The organism is Bacteroidota bacterium (genome assembly GCA_016715945.1).
Taxonomy (GTDB): domain Bacteria; phylum Bacteroidota; class Bacteroidia; order Bacteroidales; family F082; genus JALNZU01.
In genome coordinates, this window is sequence record JADJXJ010000001.1 from 1035471 (window position 1) to 1052504 (window position 17034).

The window sequence follows — 17034 nt, forward strand, 5'->3', positions numbered from 1 at the left end:
ATGAAATCAGGCAGGAAAATCGTTGGTTTTGTCTTTTTTGATGAATGCAGCGGCAATGGCACTCACAACCAGGGCAAACACTGGTGTCATCCAGACTGACCGCTTAAGCGTGCGTGAGGGATCGGTGTTTTCTTCCATCGAATCGATCATCTTTTCCAGCGTTTCCTCGGGTATCTTTCCTTCCATGGTGTCCACAAAATTGGAAAGCTGCGTCTGAAGGTAGGACGGATCGATGACCGTGGAAAAGATGTAGTTGTACAGTGCACCCAGATAGCCCGAAACGATCATGAGCAAAAAACCTGCAATCAGGGCATTGGCATAGGTAATTTTCCCTCCAAACACCTCGTCTCTGGTTTTGTTCATTGCTAATACGGCCATAACGATCAGGAACACAAAATTGACCAGCATGCTGGTGATCGACACCATGGGGCTGAAGATGTTGGCATTGGTCAGGTAAAGCACTGCAGAATACAGAATGAGCACAACTCCTGTGATCAAACCGAACTTAACGGAAATCTGAAAGTTTTTCATATGGATATATTTAAAGATTTGTTTTTTCGTCATCCAGGATGCGCCCACGTCTGCGGGCAAAGATAGCAATTAGGAAGGCCGAGAGCGGGAGCGAGGCAAAGTTGAATGCAAAAAAGTAAAGCGCCTGGCTCATTGGCGCCAGCATCCGACGAACAAGCTCCTTTCGGTTGTTGAGCTCTTCGAGGCCAAGCGAAGGATTATCGAGCACCACCTGCCCCACAAGGAAATCGATGCGCCTGTTGAGCACCGAAGCCAGCATGTCGGAAAACATGTAATAGATGGCCACCGAAAAAACGACAGCGGCCACAAACCCTGTAGCAAAGCTGATACGGAAACCCTGCCCGAACCGAAGCATTCCGTAGTTGAACCGATTGCGCAGGCTCACAGCGGCCAGCCACATGCCTGAGAAAGGAACCAGATAAATAAGGAAAAATGCCGGAGAAAACACTGCCGGAACAAAACTGAGCAAGGCCAGATAAACCACAAATGCAACCAGGCCGGTAAACAAGCCTGCCACCAGCATGACCAGAATAAACTGCCAGGTTTTGTACATCAGCATATTAGCTTTGCCACAACGAAGGTAGGATAAATTACCCACAGAAAAAAACAATCTCCTTGATTGAGATTGCATCCTTCTTGTTTACAGGGCTTTACTGCAACAAGTGAAGTTAAGTGCACCCCCATTTCGCAAGCAGCAGTTGCGTTGCAATAATTTGTTGTATTTTTGCAGCGGGTAAGCCTCATACGACCAGCTCCCATTGAACCCCCCCAGGTCCGGAAGGAAGCAAGGGCAGATGGTTGAGCGGTGCGATATGTCAGCTTACCCTTTTTTCTTTTATCAGGCTGTGGAATTTGTATTTTAGCAGAACAAAACGCTCAAAAATACAATACCATGCTGCTCAAGATTTATCCCGAAAACCCTTCGCCCCGCAACATCCAAACCGTGCTTGACTGCCTGAACGACGGAGGCGTGGTCATTTTCCCCACCGATACCGTGTACGGAATGGGCTGCAGCATCAAGCATCCTAAAGCTTTCGAGCGCATTGCCCAAATCAAAGGCATCAAAAAGGAAAAAGCCAATTTTTCGTTTATTTTCCACAGCCTGAGCTTGCTTTCCGAATTCACCCGCCCCATTCCGAACGAAGTGTTCAAGCTGATGAAACGCAACCTGCCCGGGCCATTCACCTTCATCCTGGAAGCCAACAACAACATTCCCAAACTGTTTCAAAACAAAAAACGCACCATAGGGATCAGAATACCTGACGAAAAAGTCATCCAGGCCATCGTGAGCGAGCTGGGCCATCCCATCATGACCACCTCCATCCTCGACGACGACAAGATCCTCGAATACACCACCGACCCTGAAATCATCTATGAAAAATTTCGCGATAAGGTTGATATTGTGATCGATGCAGGCTATGGCGGAAACCAGCCAAGCACCATTGTCGACTGCACTGGCCCCGAGCCTGTGGTTGTCCGTCAGGGCAAAGGTGAATTAATTTGAACTAAAAATGAGCTCGCTTGTTTGCTCAAAAGAAATTTGTTGTACTTTTGCACCCTCAAAACGGATGATTTGTTAGCTCAGCCGGTAGAGCATTTGCCTTTTAAGCAAAGGGTCCCGGGTTCGAGTCCCGGACAAATCACACCGACAAGCCGCCCGAAAAGGCGGCTTTTTTCATTTTATATCTCCAGCTTAAGGAAGAAATACTTTTTTCCGTAACATCGGAAATCTATCATCTAACGATTTGATTGACAGGATATAAACACCAGTCTTTATCTGCGGGCTCAGACCCATCCGGAAGCTGTGCGTTTGCATCTGCATCATGCTCCGGCCAGCAAGGTCGCTCAATTCAATCAGCATTCCATCGCTGCAATTTGTGCCTTCGATGTGCAGCTCCCTCCCTTCCATGCGCGCCTTGACTTTCGGTTCATTCAGCTTACCCGACAATCCGGTTATGCCATAATTGATCAGCATGATACTTGCATAGGGCTGACTGATTGGCGCAAACGGACTGAAATGCACATAACTGCTGCCCCGGCCGGCAACGGCCATCTGACCTCCACCCAAATCAACCGCCTTCGAAAACACATTGGAATTGCCGAAAACCGAGTCGGCATGGAACAAAGAAACCACATCGCCTCCAGCCAACAAGGCCGCGAATGGCTTCCTATAGTTAACATTGTAGCTCGAGCTTTGGAAACCCCCGGGCCAGCTCACCTGTCCGGAGAAACTACCGCTCAGAAGCAGCATGCCCTGGTCGGTCGTGCTCAAAAAATCTGCTCTGTCGGTCAGAATCATCCCAGCCGCCTGACTCTGATTGAGTCGTCCAAAATGCAGCAGGTTTCCGGTTTGCGACACAAACCGGGCGATAAGCACATCATTCCCGCTTAGGCTTATCGTTTGATTATCAATTGAATACGAACCACCAAATACGCTTACTGCATACCACAAAATCCCCTGATGCTCCACCACATTGGGATGCGAGCAGGTAATGTCGGTCATGGTTTTGTGCCACACGTATTGCAACTGGGGATTGTAGCGCACCACATAACCGTTGTAAACATCTCCGAATGAAACATTTACATCATTAAAGTTTGTACTTGCGGGCGCACAGGAACCGGCCACATAAAGGTTACCTTCGGCATCACCGGCCAGGGAGGTAACTGGGGCATCATGCACGAAGCCCGCTATTATGTCCAGCTCAGAATTGAATTTTACAAGGTTGTATGGCTGCGTCCCTGCGGGCAAGACCGCCCATATGCCGCTTGTCTGAGCATGCAGAACAGTGGAAGTTTCGGGCGTGATTGGCGCTGGATAAAATCGGTAGGCCAGCATTTGAAGCTCATGGTTGAAACGGATCAGGAGCAGACCATTGGGGCTGCTGCCGGTGCTCAGGGTTTGGCCATCGGGAAGAATTATCGGACGGCTCTGCAGGCTTTTGAAATATCCGGCAACAATCACTCCGCTCTGGTTGGCCAAAAGCGCCACTTTAGAGGCCAGGCCGGTGATACGGGTTTGCAAATCATTGTCGCCGCTCAGGTTGAAGCGGCGCAATATGATGGCATCCATGGCGGCCGTGCCACCTGTGTCGGCCACATCGGCCCGGTAAAGCAGGTTGTTGTGATAAGCAAGGGATACAGCCTCAGGCCTGTTGGGATAATTGCTCTTAACCAACCAGACGGGCTGTTGTGCAAATGCAGATTGCAAAAGCAGCAATATAACGGCAATTTGTCTCATCAGATAGTCGGTTACACAGTGCAATTTTACAACCCAAAACAGATTTAGTCAATTGATTATCATTGTTTTAACTAATTTTTAACTTGAACAACCGAAACGTAAATTGTCGGACTAAAATTTTGGTAATTCACAAAAAGGCGTCAACCACGGAAATTTTGTTACGCTATAATACTCCCCAAAATTTAGACCATCAGTTAAGTTGAAAAAAAATCAGTAGTGTCCGACTAAAAATTTGAGGTAAATTAAAAAAGGGGTTACTCCCCGGAGGTTTCACCCATGTTGTAAGGTTGTAGTTCACACACTAAAAACAACAACATGGGTAAAAGTAGCGAAATAAAATTTGTCGGACAGCCGATTTTCAAACAAATTTTGAATCTGCTCAACAGCATAGACATGCAAGGGCTGATACGCAAGCACCAGAGTGACCGCTATTACAAGGCATTCAAGACACGAACACAATTGACTACCATGCTCTTTGGCATTTTGAGCCGTTGCGATTCGATGACGGAGATCTGTGAGGGGTTGCGGGCATTTCAGGGTAAGCTTAATCACCTTGGGCTGGATAAATCTCCAGCCAAAAGCACAGCCTGTGATGGCCTGCGCAACAGGGACAGTGCGTTTTTTGAGGAGTTATATTTCACTTTGGTTAAAAGATACCATTCATTTTTGTCGGACAGCCGAACCTTTGGGTTGACATTCAAAGAGGTTTTGTTGATTGATTCGACCACGATCCGTTTATTTAGCGACATACTCAAAGGGTTTGGGCGCAACCCCAAAGGTGATGGAAAGAAAAAAGGGGGCTTGAAAGTACATATGCTTATTGATGCTGTGCAATCGGTTGGACGATTTATCAAAATCACGGCAGCCAAGGTGCACGACAAAAACTTTTTGAAAAGCCTTGAGTTGATCTCACACAGCATGATTGTTTTTGACAAGGCATACAACTACTACCATCAATTTGCCCTTTGGAGCCAGCAGCATGTGTATTTTGTCACCAGATTAAAGAAGAATGCCGTTTACACCGTTATCCAAACCCATCGGCAGCATTATCGCAAAAAGCATCAGGCAAAAGTGCTCAAAGACCAAACCATAGAAATCACCTACCATCCCGAGGATGAAACCGGCAAAAAGCGACATGATCAAAAAAGAACAATGCATTTGCGCAAGGTTTGTTATCAGGATGAGCAGAATCGTTATTATGAGTTTTTGACCAACAACTTTGAAATTGAAGCAGAAGAAGTTGCATTTCTATACAAAAAGCGCTGGGGCATTGAGATCTTGTTTAAGAAGATGAAACAGAACTTTCAGCTGCATTATTTCTATGGCGAGAACGAGAATGCCATCCGCACACAGGTATGGTGCACCCTGATAGCTCAATTGCTATTGACGGTAGTTCAAAAGATGGCCCAGACAAAGAAAGCTTTTTCTGTAGTGGCATCACTTGTTCGGCTTCATTTGATCAGTATGTTGGATGTATTTGAGTTGTTAAGAAGTAAAAAAAGAGGATATGGATTTGAATCTCTTGGTCCACCAGGTACTGCCATTCAAATGAAATTGGATCTGATTTGGTAGGGGTCACTATCGATGCAAAGGAGTGCCACTTCTGTAAATCAGTGAGTTATATCACAAAAATGGCGATTTTAAAATTTAGTCGGATAATAGTGATAAATAATAGCTTGAGCCATCCAGATGTCTGAAAAATAATTATTTACTGATCGAAAGCGGGATTTTGGCCACATTCACCACCGGCCAATGGCTTATTGCCCGGGTTTTCAAAAGAATTCTCAATGGGTTTTAATGCGGCAAACTGTAATTCATCGCGCAATTAGAATCCGATTGGTTTTCAACACATTTAGGTTTGTTGTTGCGCCGGCTAATGACTAATTCTGCCAATCCTTAAGTTTGGCACTAAATTGATCGTAGGCAAAACAACATTTTGGCTTCCTGCTCAAAAAATTATTGCGGTGCCATCTTTGTTCGTTCATTGTATCGCTTTGTCCATAACAGCATTGCCGGGGTATAAATGTTATAAAGCATACCACCAACAAATCCGGCCCAGTTTAGCGACCATTGCATCAGGAGTATGGTTGTTGCAATGCTGACCAAAGGCACCGAAAAAAGGATGCCTAGCCGCCAAAGCTGCATATGCGTGTAAAGTACTTCAAAATCGCTCATTTCCAGTGTTGTTTTAATCCTTAAGGCCCTGACATTCATCAGAAACAATATAAAATACACAGCAAAAAGCAGCAGACCAAAATATATCATCAGCTGTGGCACTTGAGCGCCCCTGATATTCAGGCTTATATCGGTTCCGAAGAATAGATTGGTAAGAAACAGGGTGAGAAAACGCAGCGGATAAACATAAAAGATAATCAGACCAATGAAAACGGTATTGAGTACTGTAAGCCATGAATCCCTGAGCGAGAAAACTTCTGCAAACCTGGAGTGCTCGTTCCAGATGAGCATCAGCATTGCAATGCTGAGCATAAAAGCAGGTAAGGTTTTTGTAAACTGCAACAAGTCAAAAAAGGAGTTGGGATTCATCAGGTTGAAGATGAGCAGTGTAATGGCTATTCCAAACACGGCATCGGTAAGGTTGTCGATACGCGAGGCGGTGGTTCCCCGGTAATTGATGCGTGGATCGCGATTTCTTGCAGAACGGAGTGAATAACTCATACAATTTACAGATTGATTGGTTCGGACAGTATGCTCAAAAAGTTAACACGCAATTTGCATCAATTAGACAAATGTTTGTCTCATTGGTTTCTTATTGAAAAGTTAAATATGCGTAACCCTTCGGCCACGAGCATATTTTAGGATGGGGTTGGGTTGCAGATATTTGCGCTTAAAATTTTTGGGATATGATTCGTAAAGAGCGCAAAGACAAGATGTTTTTTTTGGTTGAGCAGTGGGAGCAAAGCGGTCAAAGCCAAAGGTCGTTTGCAATGGCAAATGGGATGAAGCTTTACACATTGCGTTACTGGGTAAAGAAGTATCGTTCAAAGGAGCAGGCAGCAGGAGGCTTTGTGCAGTTGAATGGGCCATGTAGCACAAACCTGTTGATTCGTTATCCCAATGGCATTGAGCTACATGTGCCGTTGTCTACCCCTGTATCGCTGCTCAAATGTTTAATCCGGATGTGATGATATGTTTTCCATTACTTCGGCAAGGTATTTTCTCTACCTTGAGCCAACAGACATGCGTAAAAGTTTCGACGGCTTATGCGGGCTGGTCACAAGCAAGCTTGGCCAAAACCCCATGAGCGGAGATTTGTACATTTTCATTAACAAGCCACGCAACTGCATCAAAATGCTTCGGTGGGAACCCGGAGGGTTCGTACTGTTTTACAAGCGACTCGAGCAAGGCAGGCTGCAACTGCCCAAACAAAGTATGGATGGGGTGAAAAACCAGATGCTCGACTATAGCCAGCTGGTGATGATAATCAATGGTATTTCAATGGAAAATGCAAGAAAAAACAAGCGATTTTATCGACATGATTTTGTTGGAAACTAAGGTTTAAGGCGGTCATTTCCAGCAGGTTGATTCTGTAATTTTGCCCTATGGCAAGCACAGAAACAATCACTATTTCCAAAGCAGCACATCAAGCCTTACTGGCCGAGCTCAATATGCTTCGTCAGAGCTTGCACGGCATAAGGACATGGTATCGGAATATGATGCGATGGTGGTCGAGCTCAAGCTGCTCAAGCATGAACTTGCCCAGCTCAAGCGTATGCTATTTGGTGCAAAGAGCGAACGGTTTGTGGCTGCCAATCCCAATCAACTAACCCTTTTCGAGCTGCCGGAACCTCAGAAACCGGAGCCCCAGACCCAGCAAATAAACTACACCCGTACAAAAGCCGGGCAAAAAGACAAGCAACAACCGCTTCGTCTTGAACTTCCGGCCCATTTGCCACGCAAACAGCAGGTCATCGAACCACAGAACCTTCCTGAGGGCGCCCGCTTCATTGGTAATGCCATCACGGAGGTACTTGAATACGAGCCTGGCAGCATCTATGTCAGGCAGATTGTGCGCCCCAAGTATGTGCTTGGTCAGAACCAGGAACAAACACAGATAGCCATAGCCGAGCTTCCGAGCCTGCCTATCGAGAAAGGCAATGCCGGCGCAAGCATGTTGGCTCACCTGATAGTGAGTAAATACGCAGATCACCTGCCATTTTACCGTCAGGTACAAATGTTCAAACGTCAGAAGCTTCAGTTGTCGGAGTCAACCATCAACGGATGGTTCAGCGCCAGCTGTCAGTTGCTTGAACCGCTATACCATAGCCTTGTGGCAAAAGTTCAATCCTCGGGCTACCTTCAGGCCGATGAAACGCCCATTGCAGTATTGACAAAAGACAAGCCGGGCTCAACACACAAAGGTTACCTCTGGGTGTACCACGATCCGATGGAGCGCCTTGTGGTATTCGACTACCAAGCAGGGCGCGGACGCGAAGGCCCGGAGAAGTTTTTGAAAGACTTTAGCGGAGTGCTTCAAACCGATGGTTATGCAGCATACAACGGATTAAGGCTCAAAGGCCATATCTTGCAACTTGCCTGCATGGCACATGCCAGACGCAATTTTGAAAAGGCATTGGATAACGACAGCCAACGGGCTGAAACTGCCCTGTTGCTTATAGGCAAGCTATACCAGATTGAGCGCATGGCAAAAGAGAATCACCTGAACCATGATGAGATAAAAATCCTCAGACAGCAACAGGCCCAACCTGTGCTTGAGCAGTTGCATCGGTGGCTCAGTGAGCAACATGCCTGTGTCTTGCCCAAAAGCGCCATTGGCCAGGCCATCACTTACATGTTGACCCTTTGGCCAAGACTGATAAGATACCTCGATGACGGACGATATCAAATGGACAACAACCTGATTGAAAACACCATACGTCCTGTAGCCCTTGGCCGAAAAAAACTATCTGTTTGCAGGCTCGCATGAGGGAGCAAAGCGCGCAGCCATGATTTATTCCTTGTTAGCCACTTGCAAACTCAATGAAGTAGAACCTTTTGGCTGGCTCAGCCATACCCTCGAGGTACTTCCAGACCACCCGGCCAACCAACTGTACAAACTACTCCCAATAAAAAATCCAAAATAACAAGCAACACGCTCGTGGCCGAAGGGTTACAGAGATTCTGGCCGATGCTGCCTACAGCAGCGGCGAAAGCCTTGAATTTCTCAACCGTGCCGGTATTGATGCCTGGATGCCCAACTTCGGGCAGTATGTGGCTCAGCGCGAAGGCTTTGTCTTCATCAAAGAAGAAAACCGCTACCAATGCGTCAAAGAAGGCGGACACAAAGCCTCCCTCACTTATAAAGGTGAAAAAACCGACAGCAAAGGCTACCGCAAAAACACCTACCGAAGCAGCGAAAAAGATTGTGGTAAATGTCCACTGCGCAAAGCATGCTGCGGAGAAAGGACACGGTTTAAAAAGATTGACGATAGCATCCACAAGGAACTCTTTGATAAAATGCACCAAAAGCTTCAAAGCAATCCCGGTTACGCCAGAAAGATGTCCCGCATCAGAAGCAAAACCGTTGAGCCCGTCTTAGGCACTTTGCTCAACTTCTTAAACATGAGGCGCGTAAATACCAGAGGAATTAAACAGGCCAACAAACACGTGCTTTTGGCGGCCACTTGCTACAACCTGAAAAAATACCTCAGGTTCATCACTAAGCATCGCCAAACTTCAGTTAAGGCTGTAAAGTTAGCCACGGGACGACATGCCGGCATCGATTTTTATGCTTTTCAACGATTATCTAACCTTATTATCGCTATACGTAGAAATGGGTTCAGGATGGCATTCTGTTTTACATAAACCGTATAGGCTTATTGCAATACTAAAATTATTAAGCAAAAAATTTTAAGAGGAGAAAACAGAAAGTTTGTGAGGTTGTGCAACGGTTACTGATGTTGGCGGTAGTTGTTCTCATATTAATCCAAGTAGTTTCTTTTGTGCGTTAGTTGTATTGTCACATGGTTTACAAATGTCGGCTATGTTCTCGGGGCATAAAAGGTCAGCGTTGCCACTAGAACTGTAAATTTTTGGTCGTCTTGCAGCTGGCGTGAAAAATAGTCTGTGACGAAAATATGGGTATGCCCTTTGGTCTAATGAGCAAATTATTTTACATCCCGACACTCTCAATAATGCAACTAAATGTTGGTCGTCAAAATTGTTATGTTGAATCATATTTGAAACCACAATTTCTTCTGCATCAACTAGATTACAATCAACATATATAGCTTTTCCCGCCTTTCTTAATTGTAAGTATATGGCAAGATATTTATTTAGCTCACCAAGATATTTGGTTCCGCCATAAACTATTTTTCCCCTACCGTTATAAATCCATTCGATTACATGTTCAAATTCATTGTGATTGACTGCTTCTTTATCAAAAACAGCACTTAAACAATTTGTATCTACTATCAAACACATAGTTATACCTTTAAAAGTTCAAGCTGTTCTTTGATAAAAAACTCTCTAAATTCTTTAGGCTGGTCGTCTGGTAAAGAGCCATTTTCGTTAATATCAATACAGGTTAAAGTGTTTCCATCTTTAGTTCTATTGAAGAAAACAATTTGACTTTCTGGGTTCTTACTTTCACTCTTGAAATTCTTGTTCATTTTTAGTCTGTATCTATCAATCGTATAGTCAGAATGAGTTTCGATAATAAAGTTTTTTTCTTCACTCAAATAGGATTTAAGAATAAAATCACCGAATGCAGCTTGTCCCTTAGGATGCAGGTGTATCTCTGGTTGCTGAATGGCAAACCAAGATTTTGATGGTCTTGCAATTACTTCAACAATGAGTGGTAAAATCTGAGAAACACCATAGCCAACATTTGTAATTTTTAGTGGATTGCCGTTGATTACAATATGAATCTCAAAAGGAGAAGTGTCACTTTTTCCAAGATTCGTTATTTTTATCTCTTCAAATAGTCCGCTATCACGTCCAAACTTTTTTAGAATTTCTTCTACGCTGTTTGCCTTCTTTGTATTCTTTTTTGATGTAAGTAATTTCTTGAGAATATAAGGAGCGTGTGTTCCGTCAGGATTAAAGTTAATTTTGTAGTTGTCATATGTCCTTTTTGGTTCTGTTCTAATTGGAGCAAGCCAAGCTATATCTCTTAAAAAAGATGGTATCTTGAATCCTTTAATTTCATTCTTTTTATCATCTTTCCTTATTTCTCTGGCTATAATCGTGTCAATTTGAAGCAAAAATGCTTGTCTAAAAAACGAACCTTCGATATTTACTTTTGTGTAAGTCTTATTTTCAAGCCCATTGGATTTTATCCATTTTCCAAAATATTTTAGTTTGTTTGATTCTGTAATATTTTCCAAGTCAATGATAGAGTAACGGTATTTAAAACCATTATCTTCAATTATGGCTTGAAAATTTATAGTCTTATCTATCAAGCAAATTTCTCGTAGTTCAGGTTGTCCTTCTTTTTCAACGAATCGCATTTTAATAGCACTGATATTTACTTCCTTGTCTTTGCTGTCCCCTAAAAGTCCAATGTCGAAAAATTTTCTTTTTGATGAGTTTGAACTCATTATTTCACTAAAGTAGCCTAATTCGGCTTCTTCAGAATTGAAGTCTTGCATTAACCAAAATCGAGGGTCTGAAACAATTTTTATTAGTTTCAAAACCGAGGTTTTACCTGTGCTATTCTCTCCTACAAAAAAATTGATATTCTTTAGAGGTAGGAACGTGTCACTGAATCCACGAAAATTGTCAAAATATATTACTGGCATATTGTCTTTGTTTTAGTCGTTAAATTTATGTTTTTCTGTCGTTTTACAATTACCGCCAACGTTTTGCCGCTTGCCGCAGTGGGGGATTTCAGGGCACTTCACTGTCAAATAAGTACAAATGTTGATAGAAGCACTGCACTTGATTTAACCACGTCAGCCCCCATTGCGGCAAACGGCTGTTATAGGGCGTTTTTATTGTCAGAATAAAGTTGGGGATTCTTCTTCATATTTGATTATTTTTTTGATTTTGCCCGGTTGTGCCCAATTCATAGTCCCTTCCATCTTTAATGAGAGTAGATAATTCTCAATTTGTTTGTCGGATAGGCTCTTTTGTATTCTTTCTGCTTCAGCTAATGACTTAACTGGAATATATGCTTGTAATGATTGATTGGCTTGCCAAAAACCTTCAAAAATTTTCGGGTTAAAAGTTGTCTTGCCGTATGCTTCCCACACTACCTTGTATGGAAAGAAATTGTATTCACCAACTCCTAACAAAGCCCACCAGTAACCACGCGAAATCATTGCATTGAGCATTACGCCCTTTCTACCTTGCAAAATATCCTTGTTTGATTCAAGGTAAAAACGTAGTTCTGGAAACTGTTGAATTTGTTTCCATTCTAATGGTTTACCGTTTTTGTTATATGGCAATAGCACCCATTTTGAAGGATTAGACAATTCACCCTTAAACTCTTTTGAGGTGATCAGAGGGAAGATGAATTTCTTAGGTAATATGACTTTGTCTCTGCTCTTATTAGAAACCCTTACCAAATCTTCATTTACATCAGTCAAGTCATCAAAGAAATATACATCATTAGCTCCGCAAGTATTAATTCCTTGTCTTGGGCTTGACTCTTTCTTTATTAGGACCGGTTTTATATTGTCAAAATTATCATCTTCATCATTTGACATTATGCTCAATGGGTCGGTCTCGTGAAACATTGGTTTGGCAATGTAATGATTCCAAGTTCCGCCTTCATTTCGATAATAGGGTATAGGGAATATTGGTTTTTTGTCTCGAATAAAATGACTCAGACCATATCTTGTGGCAATACCGCCAAACACATCTTCGTCATTGAAATCAAAAACAGTATCCACGCTGTATTTTACATCTCCGATACTGTAAGTTCTGAAATTTCTATTAGCTCCATCATTTAGCAATAATGAAAGCGGCATAAAGAATACTGCTTCACCATTCCGAATTAAAAAATCCTTTATTGATATTTGAATTATCAGGGCTGCAATATCAATTCTACTTCCACCTAATAAGAGATTTTGGGTATTGCCAACTAGGTCATATTTGAAAAAGTAACTTTTAATTTGTTCTTTGTAGCTTTCTGGTAAGTCTACGAAGTTTTGCCAAGGTGGATTTCCAAAGATGATGTCGAATTTTCTAGGTTTAAGTCTTAGTAAATCTTCATTCGTGAAGTTTTTGGACATATCTAAACAATACTTTACCTTGAACTTATTTATTGCTTTATTGAAGTAATGAGTATTTAATTCATTGCCAAACAGATTGTTGGTTGGCATATTTTCAATTGCAAAGCCTTTTGACAAACCATAGGTAATTAAGGATTCGAGCAGGTTTCCTTCTCCCATTGTGGGGTCAAAGATTGAAGCACCTTTTATCCACTTGGAGAATAAGTCGAATTTTTCAATGGCAAATTCACCCCATTTTATAGGAGTGAAAATATCTCCAATTTTCAAGTCCTTATCTGATAAATCGAAAGTTTTGATATCCGCCATTTTTAAACTGTTCTATTGATTTAATTCGTTTTTCTGAATCTGCTTTTACTCGCTTGTAATGAGTTATCGCAAGGTCACAAAAAATATCGAAGAAATTGTTGTAAGACCTATTCCAATCAATTTCATCCCAAACTTGATTAATTGTATAGTTTAGTCTTACTTGACCTGTCCCCAAGTTCTCAATTCGATAAGTATTTTCTGGAAGGCAATGAAAAGGGGCAACCCGAATATATTCAATGTCCCTACTGCTGTTTTTTGTTGTTGATTTGTCGTGTCCAAATTCAACAATCATAAAGACCCCCTTGTCATTAGCTAGAAACTTGAGTAGATTTCCAACTGCACATACCCCACCATCAGAATACCTAGTTGAATCAAGGTCTTTGGTTTTTACATCAAAGCCGAATAGTTTATTTTCTATGTTGCAAGCGAAGTCAAATATTGTCCTTCTACCTGGAATATCAATGGCTTGATAACCCAAGTTGGAACAGATATTACCCCAATTTTCCGTTATTCTTTTTTCAATCATTGCACCAAATGCTCGGCTGTCTTCCCTTGCTGAAATTCCTGACCTGAGTTCTTCAAAAAGTGTTTCAATCTGAAGTTCAATTTTTTCCGAGATTCTTTTGTAATCCATATCCTGTTTCTGTTCGTTAATGTGTCTTTTTAAAATGCCCTATAACTCGTTTATAGGTCTGCCAAAATCATCCTTATTCACTGCAAAATGGGTGTATAGGTCTGACAAATGTCAGGTTTTATTTCATTCATTCTTGGTCGTTGTTTTAATAATTCATCAAAGGGTGACTTGATTTTAGTTAAACTTTTTTCGGTAACGTGGGTGTAAATTTCCGTTGTTTTACTGCTTTTATGCCCAAGCAATTCCTGGATATACCTGAGGTCGGTGCCTGACTCCAGTAAGTGGGTTGCGTAGCTGTGCCTTAACCAGTGAAGCGTGACAGGCTTATCAATTTCCGCTTTCGTTATAGCTTGTTTCAACACACTCTGAAGGCTCTTTTCGCTGTACTGTTCTCCTTCAGCCTGTCCCTCAAACAACCAAACCTTTGGTTTGTATTTTGAGTAATACTCCCTCAGCATGCTAATTGTCTTATCCGAAATGGGCACTACCCTGTCTTTTTTGCCTTTTGCGTTTCGGATGATCAGCAGGTGCCGCGCAGCGTCCACATCAGCCGGCTTCAGGTTCAGCAGCTCGCTGCGCCTGAGTCCGCAGGCATAGATCAGGCTAAGCATGGTGCGGTGCTTTACATTGGTCGGCGCTTCCAAAATAGCCTTTACTTCTTTTTTGCTCAGCACATTGGGCAGCTTATGCTGGCGCCTAGGTCGCTCCAGCTCGCCTACATCAAGTTTGGTGTGCATCACCTGGCCATAGAAAAGCTTAAGCGCGTTGATCACCTGATTCTGATACGAATAGCTCAGGCCATTTGCCAAGATGTGTTCGTTAACATAAGCTACTACCTCGTTTTTAGTTACCGAATCAACCGGCCGGTGACCCAGCCAACGCAGAAAACTCTGCAAGGCCCCTGTATATGTGCCAATAGTGGATGCGCTGTATCGCTTGTGAAGCAGCCAGTGTTCGAAGGTTTGGAGATGGATGGCCTTGTCCGGATTTAAATCGGGCAACCGGGGTTTTACGGCATTCGCATCAGGCGCCGGTGCAACAGCCTCGGCCCGCAGCGCTGAATAATCCACCCAGGCCAATCCGCGGAAAGCATTGAAAGCATCGTTGAGCCTGAACTGCGCTGCATCCTGGTACCAGAAATTCCTGCTTTGGCTCCATGCAATGCCCGACAAGGTCTTCACCCGCCGGATAAGCTCCTCATCCTTGTCGAACTGCAAGCAAACCACCTCTGCGCCACGGTGCTGCGTGCGGCTCAGAACCACCTTTTGGATTTGGCTGGCTGTTGCACTCGTTTCTGCCATTGCACTCGGTTTTGGTTTCTTCGGCCTGACCTTCCATTAGATGAACTGGATCATATTCACTTCAGGCATTGACCGTGCCGGTGCCACCTGTTTGCTGCCCAACAAATTCGCTTCGGTTTCGTGCCGCTAAACTGGTTGGTCGGCAAGTGTTAAAATTATATAAAAATTCGTTTAAATCAATAGGTTTAACAAAAAAAATCAGAATGTCTTAACATATTGATAAATAATTACATAGATATCCCAAATCGATTTTCGCCTTGAAGCACAGCAATTCAAAGGCCGGTTTTTAGGGGTTTTGGGATGTGTTGGGACGCTTTGTTGCCGGCATAAGGCGATTGGGGAAGCGTTAGATGTTCGGCTCAGCCGGTATAGGTCAGCAGGTGGAGTGTGCTGCTTTGGGGCCAGCAATGTCAGCTGGAATACTTACGAGGTTTTTCAGGATGGTTGGTGACACAAAACACGGATGGCCGAGGGGTGGCGCTGTTGAATCTGGTGTTTTAGTGTAAATCATTGTGCATGAATCAAACCAACATCTTATATAATTGGTCAAACTGAGATGAAGCTTTTGAGTGGGCTTATTGATGACAACGATTTATTTGAGGGGCCAAACTTCTGAACTACAGACAAGTAGCACTGTGCCATCAGGGTGCATAAGGTCAAGCTACAGTCCGGTTTTGACCTCAGTCTTACTCAACCCGCCTTTTGCCGGGAGGCATATTGTCGTTGGCAGGTAAATCTTAATTTTGAGGAAAACAATTTCATTGCTATGAAAATCAGGTGGTTCTTTTTCACTTTGTTTTTGGCCGTGTTGCAACCATTGGCCGGCCAGCAGACAGAAGATTTTTCAGAAAAATTCAACCAGCTCAGGCACCGGCTCGATGCCATTGACAAAAGCATTGACGACTTGTTGTGGTATCAGAAAGTGGGCGATGTGGCTGATATAGACAAGGTGTACATCTACGGTCCCCCACCGGCAAAAATTGCCAATCCCGACAAAACCGGGGCGGGCAATCCAGTGAAATTCTGGACCTACATCTTTACGCCCCGCAATATGGTTCAAGGGCGGAAATATCCGCTGATAGTGCTTCCGCATGGCGGGGTGCATGCCGATTTTACCACCTACTATGCGCACATTGTGCGCGAGCTGATTGCGCAAGGTTATGTGGTGACGGCTCCCGAATACCGTGGAAGCACCGGCTATGGCGAATCGTTTTACAAACAGATTGACTATGGTGGCCTTGAAAACGACGATGTGCTGGCTGCGCGCAATCATCTGGTGGAAAACTACCCCTTTGTGGATGGCCGGAGGGTAGGTATCATAGGCTGGAGCCATGGAGGAATGATTGCCCTGATGAACATTTTTGACCACCCCGAGGCCTATCAGGTGGCCTATGCCGGTGTGCCCGTGAGCGACCTGATTGCGCGCATGGGCTATGCCACCGACGATTACCGGCGTTTGTTCGACGGGAAGCACCACATTGGCGCCACCCCACGCGACAATATGGCGGAATATCGCCGCCGCTCCCCGGCCTGGCAGGCACACAAATTGAAGACTCCCCTGCTGATCCATACCACGACCAACGACGATGATGTGTATGTGATTGAGGTAGAACACCTTATCAAGGCTTTAAAAGCAGAAGGCAAAAAATTTGATTACGAAATTTACCAGGATGCGCCCGGCGGCCACAGCTTTGACCGCATGGACACCCCCTACGCCTGGAATGCCCGTGTGAAGATATACAAACACCTGGCCAGATACCTGAAACCGGAAAAACCCATCGAAAACATTGATCAGCTCAAACGCGCTGCCTACAAAGGCATGTGATT

The 17034-nt window shown here is 43.8% G+C and carries 17 protein-coding genes, 1 tRNA gene and 1 other RNA gene; 10 read left to right on the forward strand and 9 right to left on the reverse strand.

The genetic code is table 11. The features are described from left to right. Positions 1 to 6: 6 nt before the first annotated feature. Together IPM52_03820 and IPM52_03825 are read right to left on the reverse strand one after the other, a co-directional pair. A complete protein-coding gene (locus IPM52_03820; GenBank protein ID MBK9290744.1) occupies positions 7 to 531 on the reverse strand; it encodes a DUF4199 domain-containing protein in 525 nt (174 codons plus the stop codon). 10 nt (positions 532 to 541) lie between these two features. Next, positions 542 to 1084: a DUF4199 domain-containing protein gene (locus IPM52_03825; GenBank protein MBK9290745.1), complete on the reverse strand. Its 543-nt coding sequence runs from the start codon at positions 1082 to 1084 to the stop codon at positions 542 to 544. 178 nt (positions 1085 to 1262) lie between these two features. On the opposite strand from IPM52_03825, the gene ffs reads away from it, so the two are divergent. The 3 genes from ffs (at position 1263) to IPM52_03840 (ending at position 2174) form a co-directional block, all read left to right on the forward strand. Continuing rightward, positions 1263 to 1360: signal recognition particle sRNA small type (gene ffs / locus IPM52_03830), an RNA gene on the forward strand. A 63-nt stretch (positions 1361 to 1423) separates the two neighbouring features. Next, a complete protein-coding gene (locus IPM52_03835) occupies positions 1424 to 2035 on the forward strand; it encodes a threonylcarbamoyl-AMP synthase (protein MBK9290746.1) in 612 nt (203 codons plus the stop codon). 66 nt (positions 2036 to 2101) lie between these two features. Further along, a tRNA-Lys gene (locus IPM52_03840) sits at positions 2102 to 2174 on the forward strand. Positions 2175 to 2224: 50 nt separating this feature from the next. On the opposite strand, the gene IPM52_03845 is transcribed toward IPM52_03840, so the two are convergent. Beyond that, the gene (locus IPM52_03845; GenBank protein ID MBK9290747.1) at positions 2225 to 3769 is read right to left on the reverse strand and encodes a hypothetical protein; all 1545 of its coding nucleotides are present in this window, start codon (positions 3767 to 3769) and stop codon (positions 2225 to 2227) included. 369 nt (positions 3770 to 4138) lie between these two features. Between IPM52_03845 and IPM52_03850 the strand changes: the two genes are divergently transcribed. After that, positions 4139 to 5341 carry an IS4 family transposase gene (locus tag IPM52_03850; protein MBK9290748.1) on the forward strand — a complete coding sequence of 401 codons (1203 nt, stop codon included), beginning with the start codon at positions 4139 to 4141 and terminating at the stop codon, positions 5339 to 5341. 384 nt (positions 5342 to 5725) lie between these two features. On the opposite strand, the gene IPM52_03855 is transcribed toward IPM52_03850, so the two are convergent. After that, positions 5726 to 6445 (reverse strand): DUF1211 domain-containing protein, encoded by a 720-nt coding sequence (locus IPM52_03855; GenBank protein ID MBK9290749.1) that lies wholly within the window; start codon positions 6443 to 6445, stop codon positions 5726 to 5728. 185 nt (positions 6446 to 6630) lie between these two features. Here IPM52_03855 and IPM52_03860 point away from each other — a divergent pair, with 185 nt between their 5' ends. The 5 genes from IPM52_03860 (at position 6631) to IPM52_03880 (ending at position 9592) form a co-directional block, all read left to right on the forward strand. Further along, complete coding sequence (locus IPM52_03860) at positions 6631 to 6912, forward strand: hypothetical protein (GenBank protein ID MBK9290750.1); 282 nt, start codon at positions 6631 to 6633, stop codon at positions 6910 to 6912. Positions 6913 to 6916: 4 nt separating this feature from the next. Beyond that, the gene (tnpB, locus tag IPM52_03865) at positions 6917 to 7282 is read left to right on the forward strand and encodes an IS66 family insertion sequence element accessory protein TnpB (GenBank protein ID MBK9290751.1); all 366 of its coding nucleotides are present in this window, start codon (positions 6917 to 6919) and stop codon (positions 7280 to 7282) included. Between the two features lie 145 nt (positions 7283 to 7427). Further along, positions 7428 to 8714, forward strand: a complete 1287-nt coding sequence (locus tag IPM52_03870) for an IS66 family transposase (GenBank protein MBK9290752.1) — start codon at positions 7428 to 7430, stop codon at positions 8712 to 8714. A 19-nt stretch (positions 8715 to 8733) separates the two neighbouring features. Next, on the forward strand, positions 8734 to 8871 hold the full coding sequence (locus IPM52_03875) for a transposase domain-containing protein (GenBank protein MBK9290753.1): 138 nt from the start codon (positions 8734 to 8736) through the stop codon (positions 8869 to 8871). A 127-nt stretch (positions 8872 to 8998) separates the two neighbouring features. Then, positions 8999 to 9592 (forward strand): transposase, encoded by a 594-nt coding sequence (locus IPM52_03880; protein ID MBK9290754.1) that lies wholly within the window; start codon positions 8999 to 9001, stop codon positions 9590 to 9592. 111 nt (positions 9593 to 9703) lie between these two features. On the opposite strand, the gene IPM52_03885 is transcribed toward IPM52_03880, so the two are convergent. The 5 genes from IPM52_03885 to IPM52_03905 form a co-directional block, all read right to left on the reverse strand. After that, complete coding sequence (locus tag IPM52_03885; GenBank protein ID MBK9290755.1) at positions 9704 to 10204, reverse strand: hypothetical protein; 501 nt, start codon at positions 10202 to 10204, stop codon at positions 9704 to 9706. Positions 10205 to 10212: 8 nt separating this feature from the next. Then, positions 10213 to 11529 (reverse strand): AAA family ATPase, encoded by a 1317-nt coding sequence (locus tag IPM52_03890; GenBank protein MBK9290756.1) that lies wholly within the window; start codon positions 11527 to 11529, stop codon positions 10213 to 10215. A gap of 198 nt (positions 11530 to 11727) precedes the next feature. Continuing rightward, positions 11728 to 13263, reverse strand: coding sequence for an SAM-dependent DNA methyltransferase (locus IPM52_03895; protein ID MBK9290757.1), 1536 nt, complete (start codon positions 13261 to 13263; stop codon positions 11728 to 11730). Next, entirely contained in the window at positions 13238 to 13906 is a 669-nt protein-coding gene (locus tag IPM52_03900) for a hypothetical protein (GenBank protein ID MBK9290758.1), read from the reverse strand. Before IPM52_03900 ends, IPM52_03895 begins: the two co-directional genes overlap by 26 nt. Before the next feature lie 77 nt (positions 13907 to 13983). Continuing rightward, positions 13984 to 15207 (reverse strand): site-specific integrase, encoded by a 1224-nt coding sequence (locus IPM52_03905; protein ID MBK9290759.1) that lies wholly within the window; start codon positions 15205 to 15207, stop codon positions 13984 to 13986. A gap of 766 nt (positions 15208 to 15973) precedes the next feature. On the opposite strand from IPM52_03905, the gene IPM52_03910 reads away from it, so the two are divergent. After that, entirely contained in the window at positions 15974 to 17032 is a 1059-nt protein-coding gene (locus IPM52_03910) for a S9 family peptidase (GenBank protein MBK9290760.1), read from the forward strand. The last annotated feature ends 2 nt before the right edge of the window (positions 17033 to 17034 follow it).

Coding starts and splice junctions, on each gene's coding strand:
- IPM52_03825 (MBK9290745.1), bottom strand. CDS start 1,084: ATGTACAAAACCTGGCAGTTTATTCTGGTCATGCTGGTGGCAGGCTTG.
- IPM52_03910 (MBK9290760.1), top strand. CDS start 15,974: ATGAAAATCAGGTGGTTCTTTTTCACTTTGTTTTTGGCCGTGTTGCAA.
- IPM52_03870 (MBK9290752.1), top strand. CDS start 7,428: ATGGTATCGGAATATGATGCGATGGTGGTCGAGCTCAAGCTGCTCAAG.
- IPM52_03890 (MBK9290756.1), bottom strand. CDS start 11,529: ATGCCAGTAATATATTTTGACAATTTTCGTGGATTCAGTGACACGTTC.
- IPM52_03860 (MBK9290750.1), top strand. CDS start 6,631: ATGATTCGTAAAGAGCGCAAAGACAAGATGTTTTTTTTGGTTGAGCAG.
- IPM52_03820 (MBK9290744.1), bottom strand. CDS start 531: ATGAAAAACTTTCAGATTTCCGTTAAGTTCGGTTTGATCACAGGAGTT.
- IPM52_03875 (MBK9290753.1), top strand. CDS start 8,734: ATGATTTATTCCTTGTTAGCCACTTGCAAACTCAATGAAGTAGAACCT.
- IPM52_03905 (MBK9290759.1), bottom strand. CDS start 15,207: ATGGCAGAAACGAGTGCAACAGCCAGCCAAATCCAAAAGGTGGTTCTG.
- IPM52_03855 (MBK9290749.1), bottom strand. CDS start 6,445: ATGAGTTATTCACTCCGTTCTGCAAGAAATCGCGATCCACGCATCAAT.
- IPM52_03845 (MBK9290747.1), bottom strand. CDS start 3,769: ATGAGACAAATTGCCGTTATATTGCTGCTTTTGCAATCTGCATTTGCA.
- IPM52_03900 (MBK9290758.1), bottom strand. CDS start 13,906: ATGGATTACAAAAGAATCTCGGAAAAAATTGAACTTCAGATTGAAACA.
- tnpB (MBK9290751.1), top strand. CDS start 6,917: ATGTTTTCCATTACTTCGGCAAGGTATTTTCTCTACCTTGAGCCAACA.
- IPM52_03835 (MBK9290746.1), top strand. CDS start 1,424: ATGCTGCTCAAGATTTATCCCGAAAACCCTTCGCCCCGCAACATCCAA.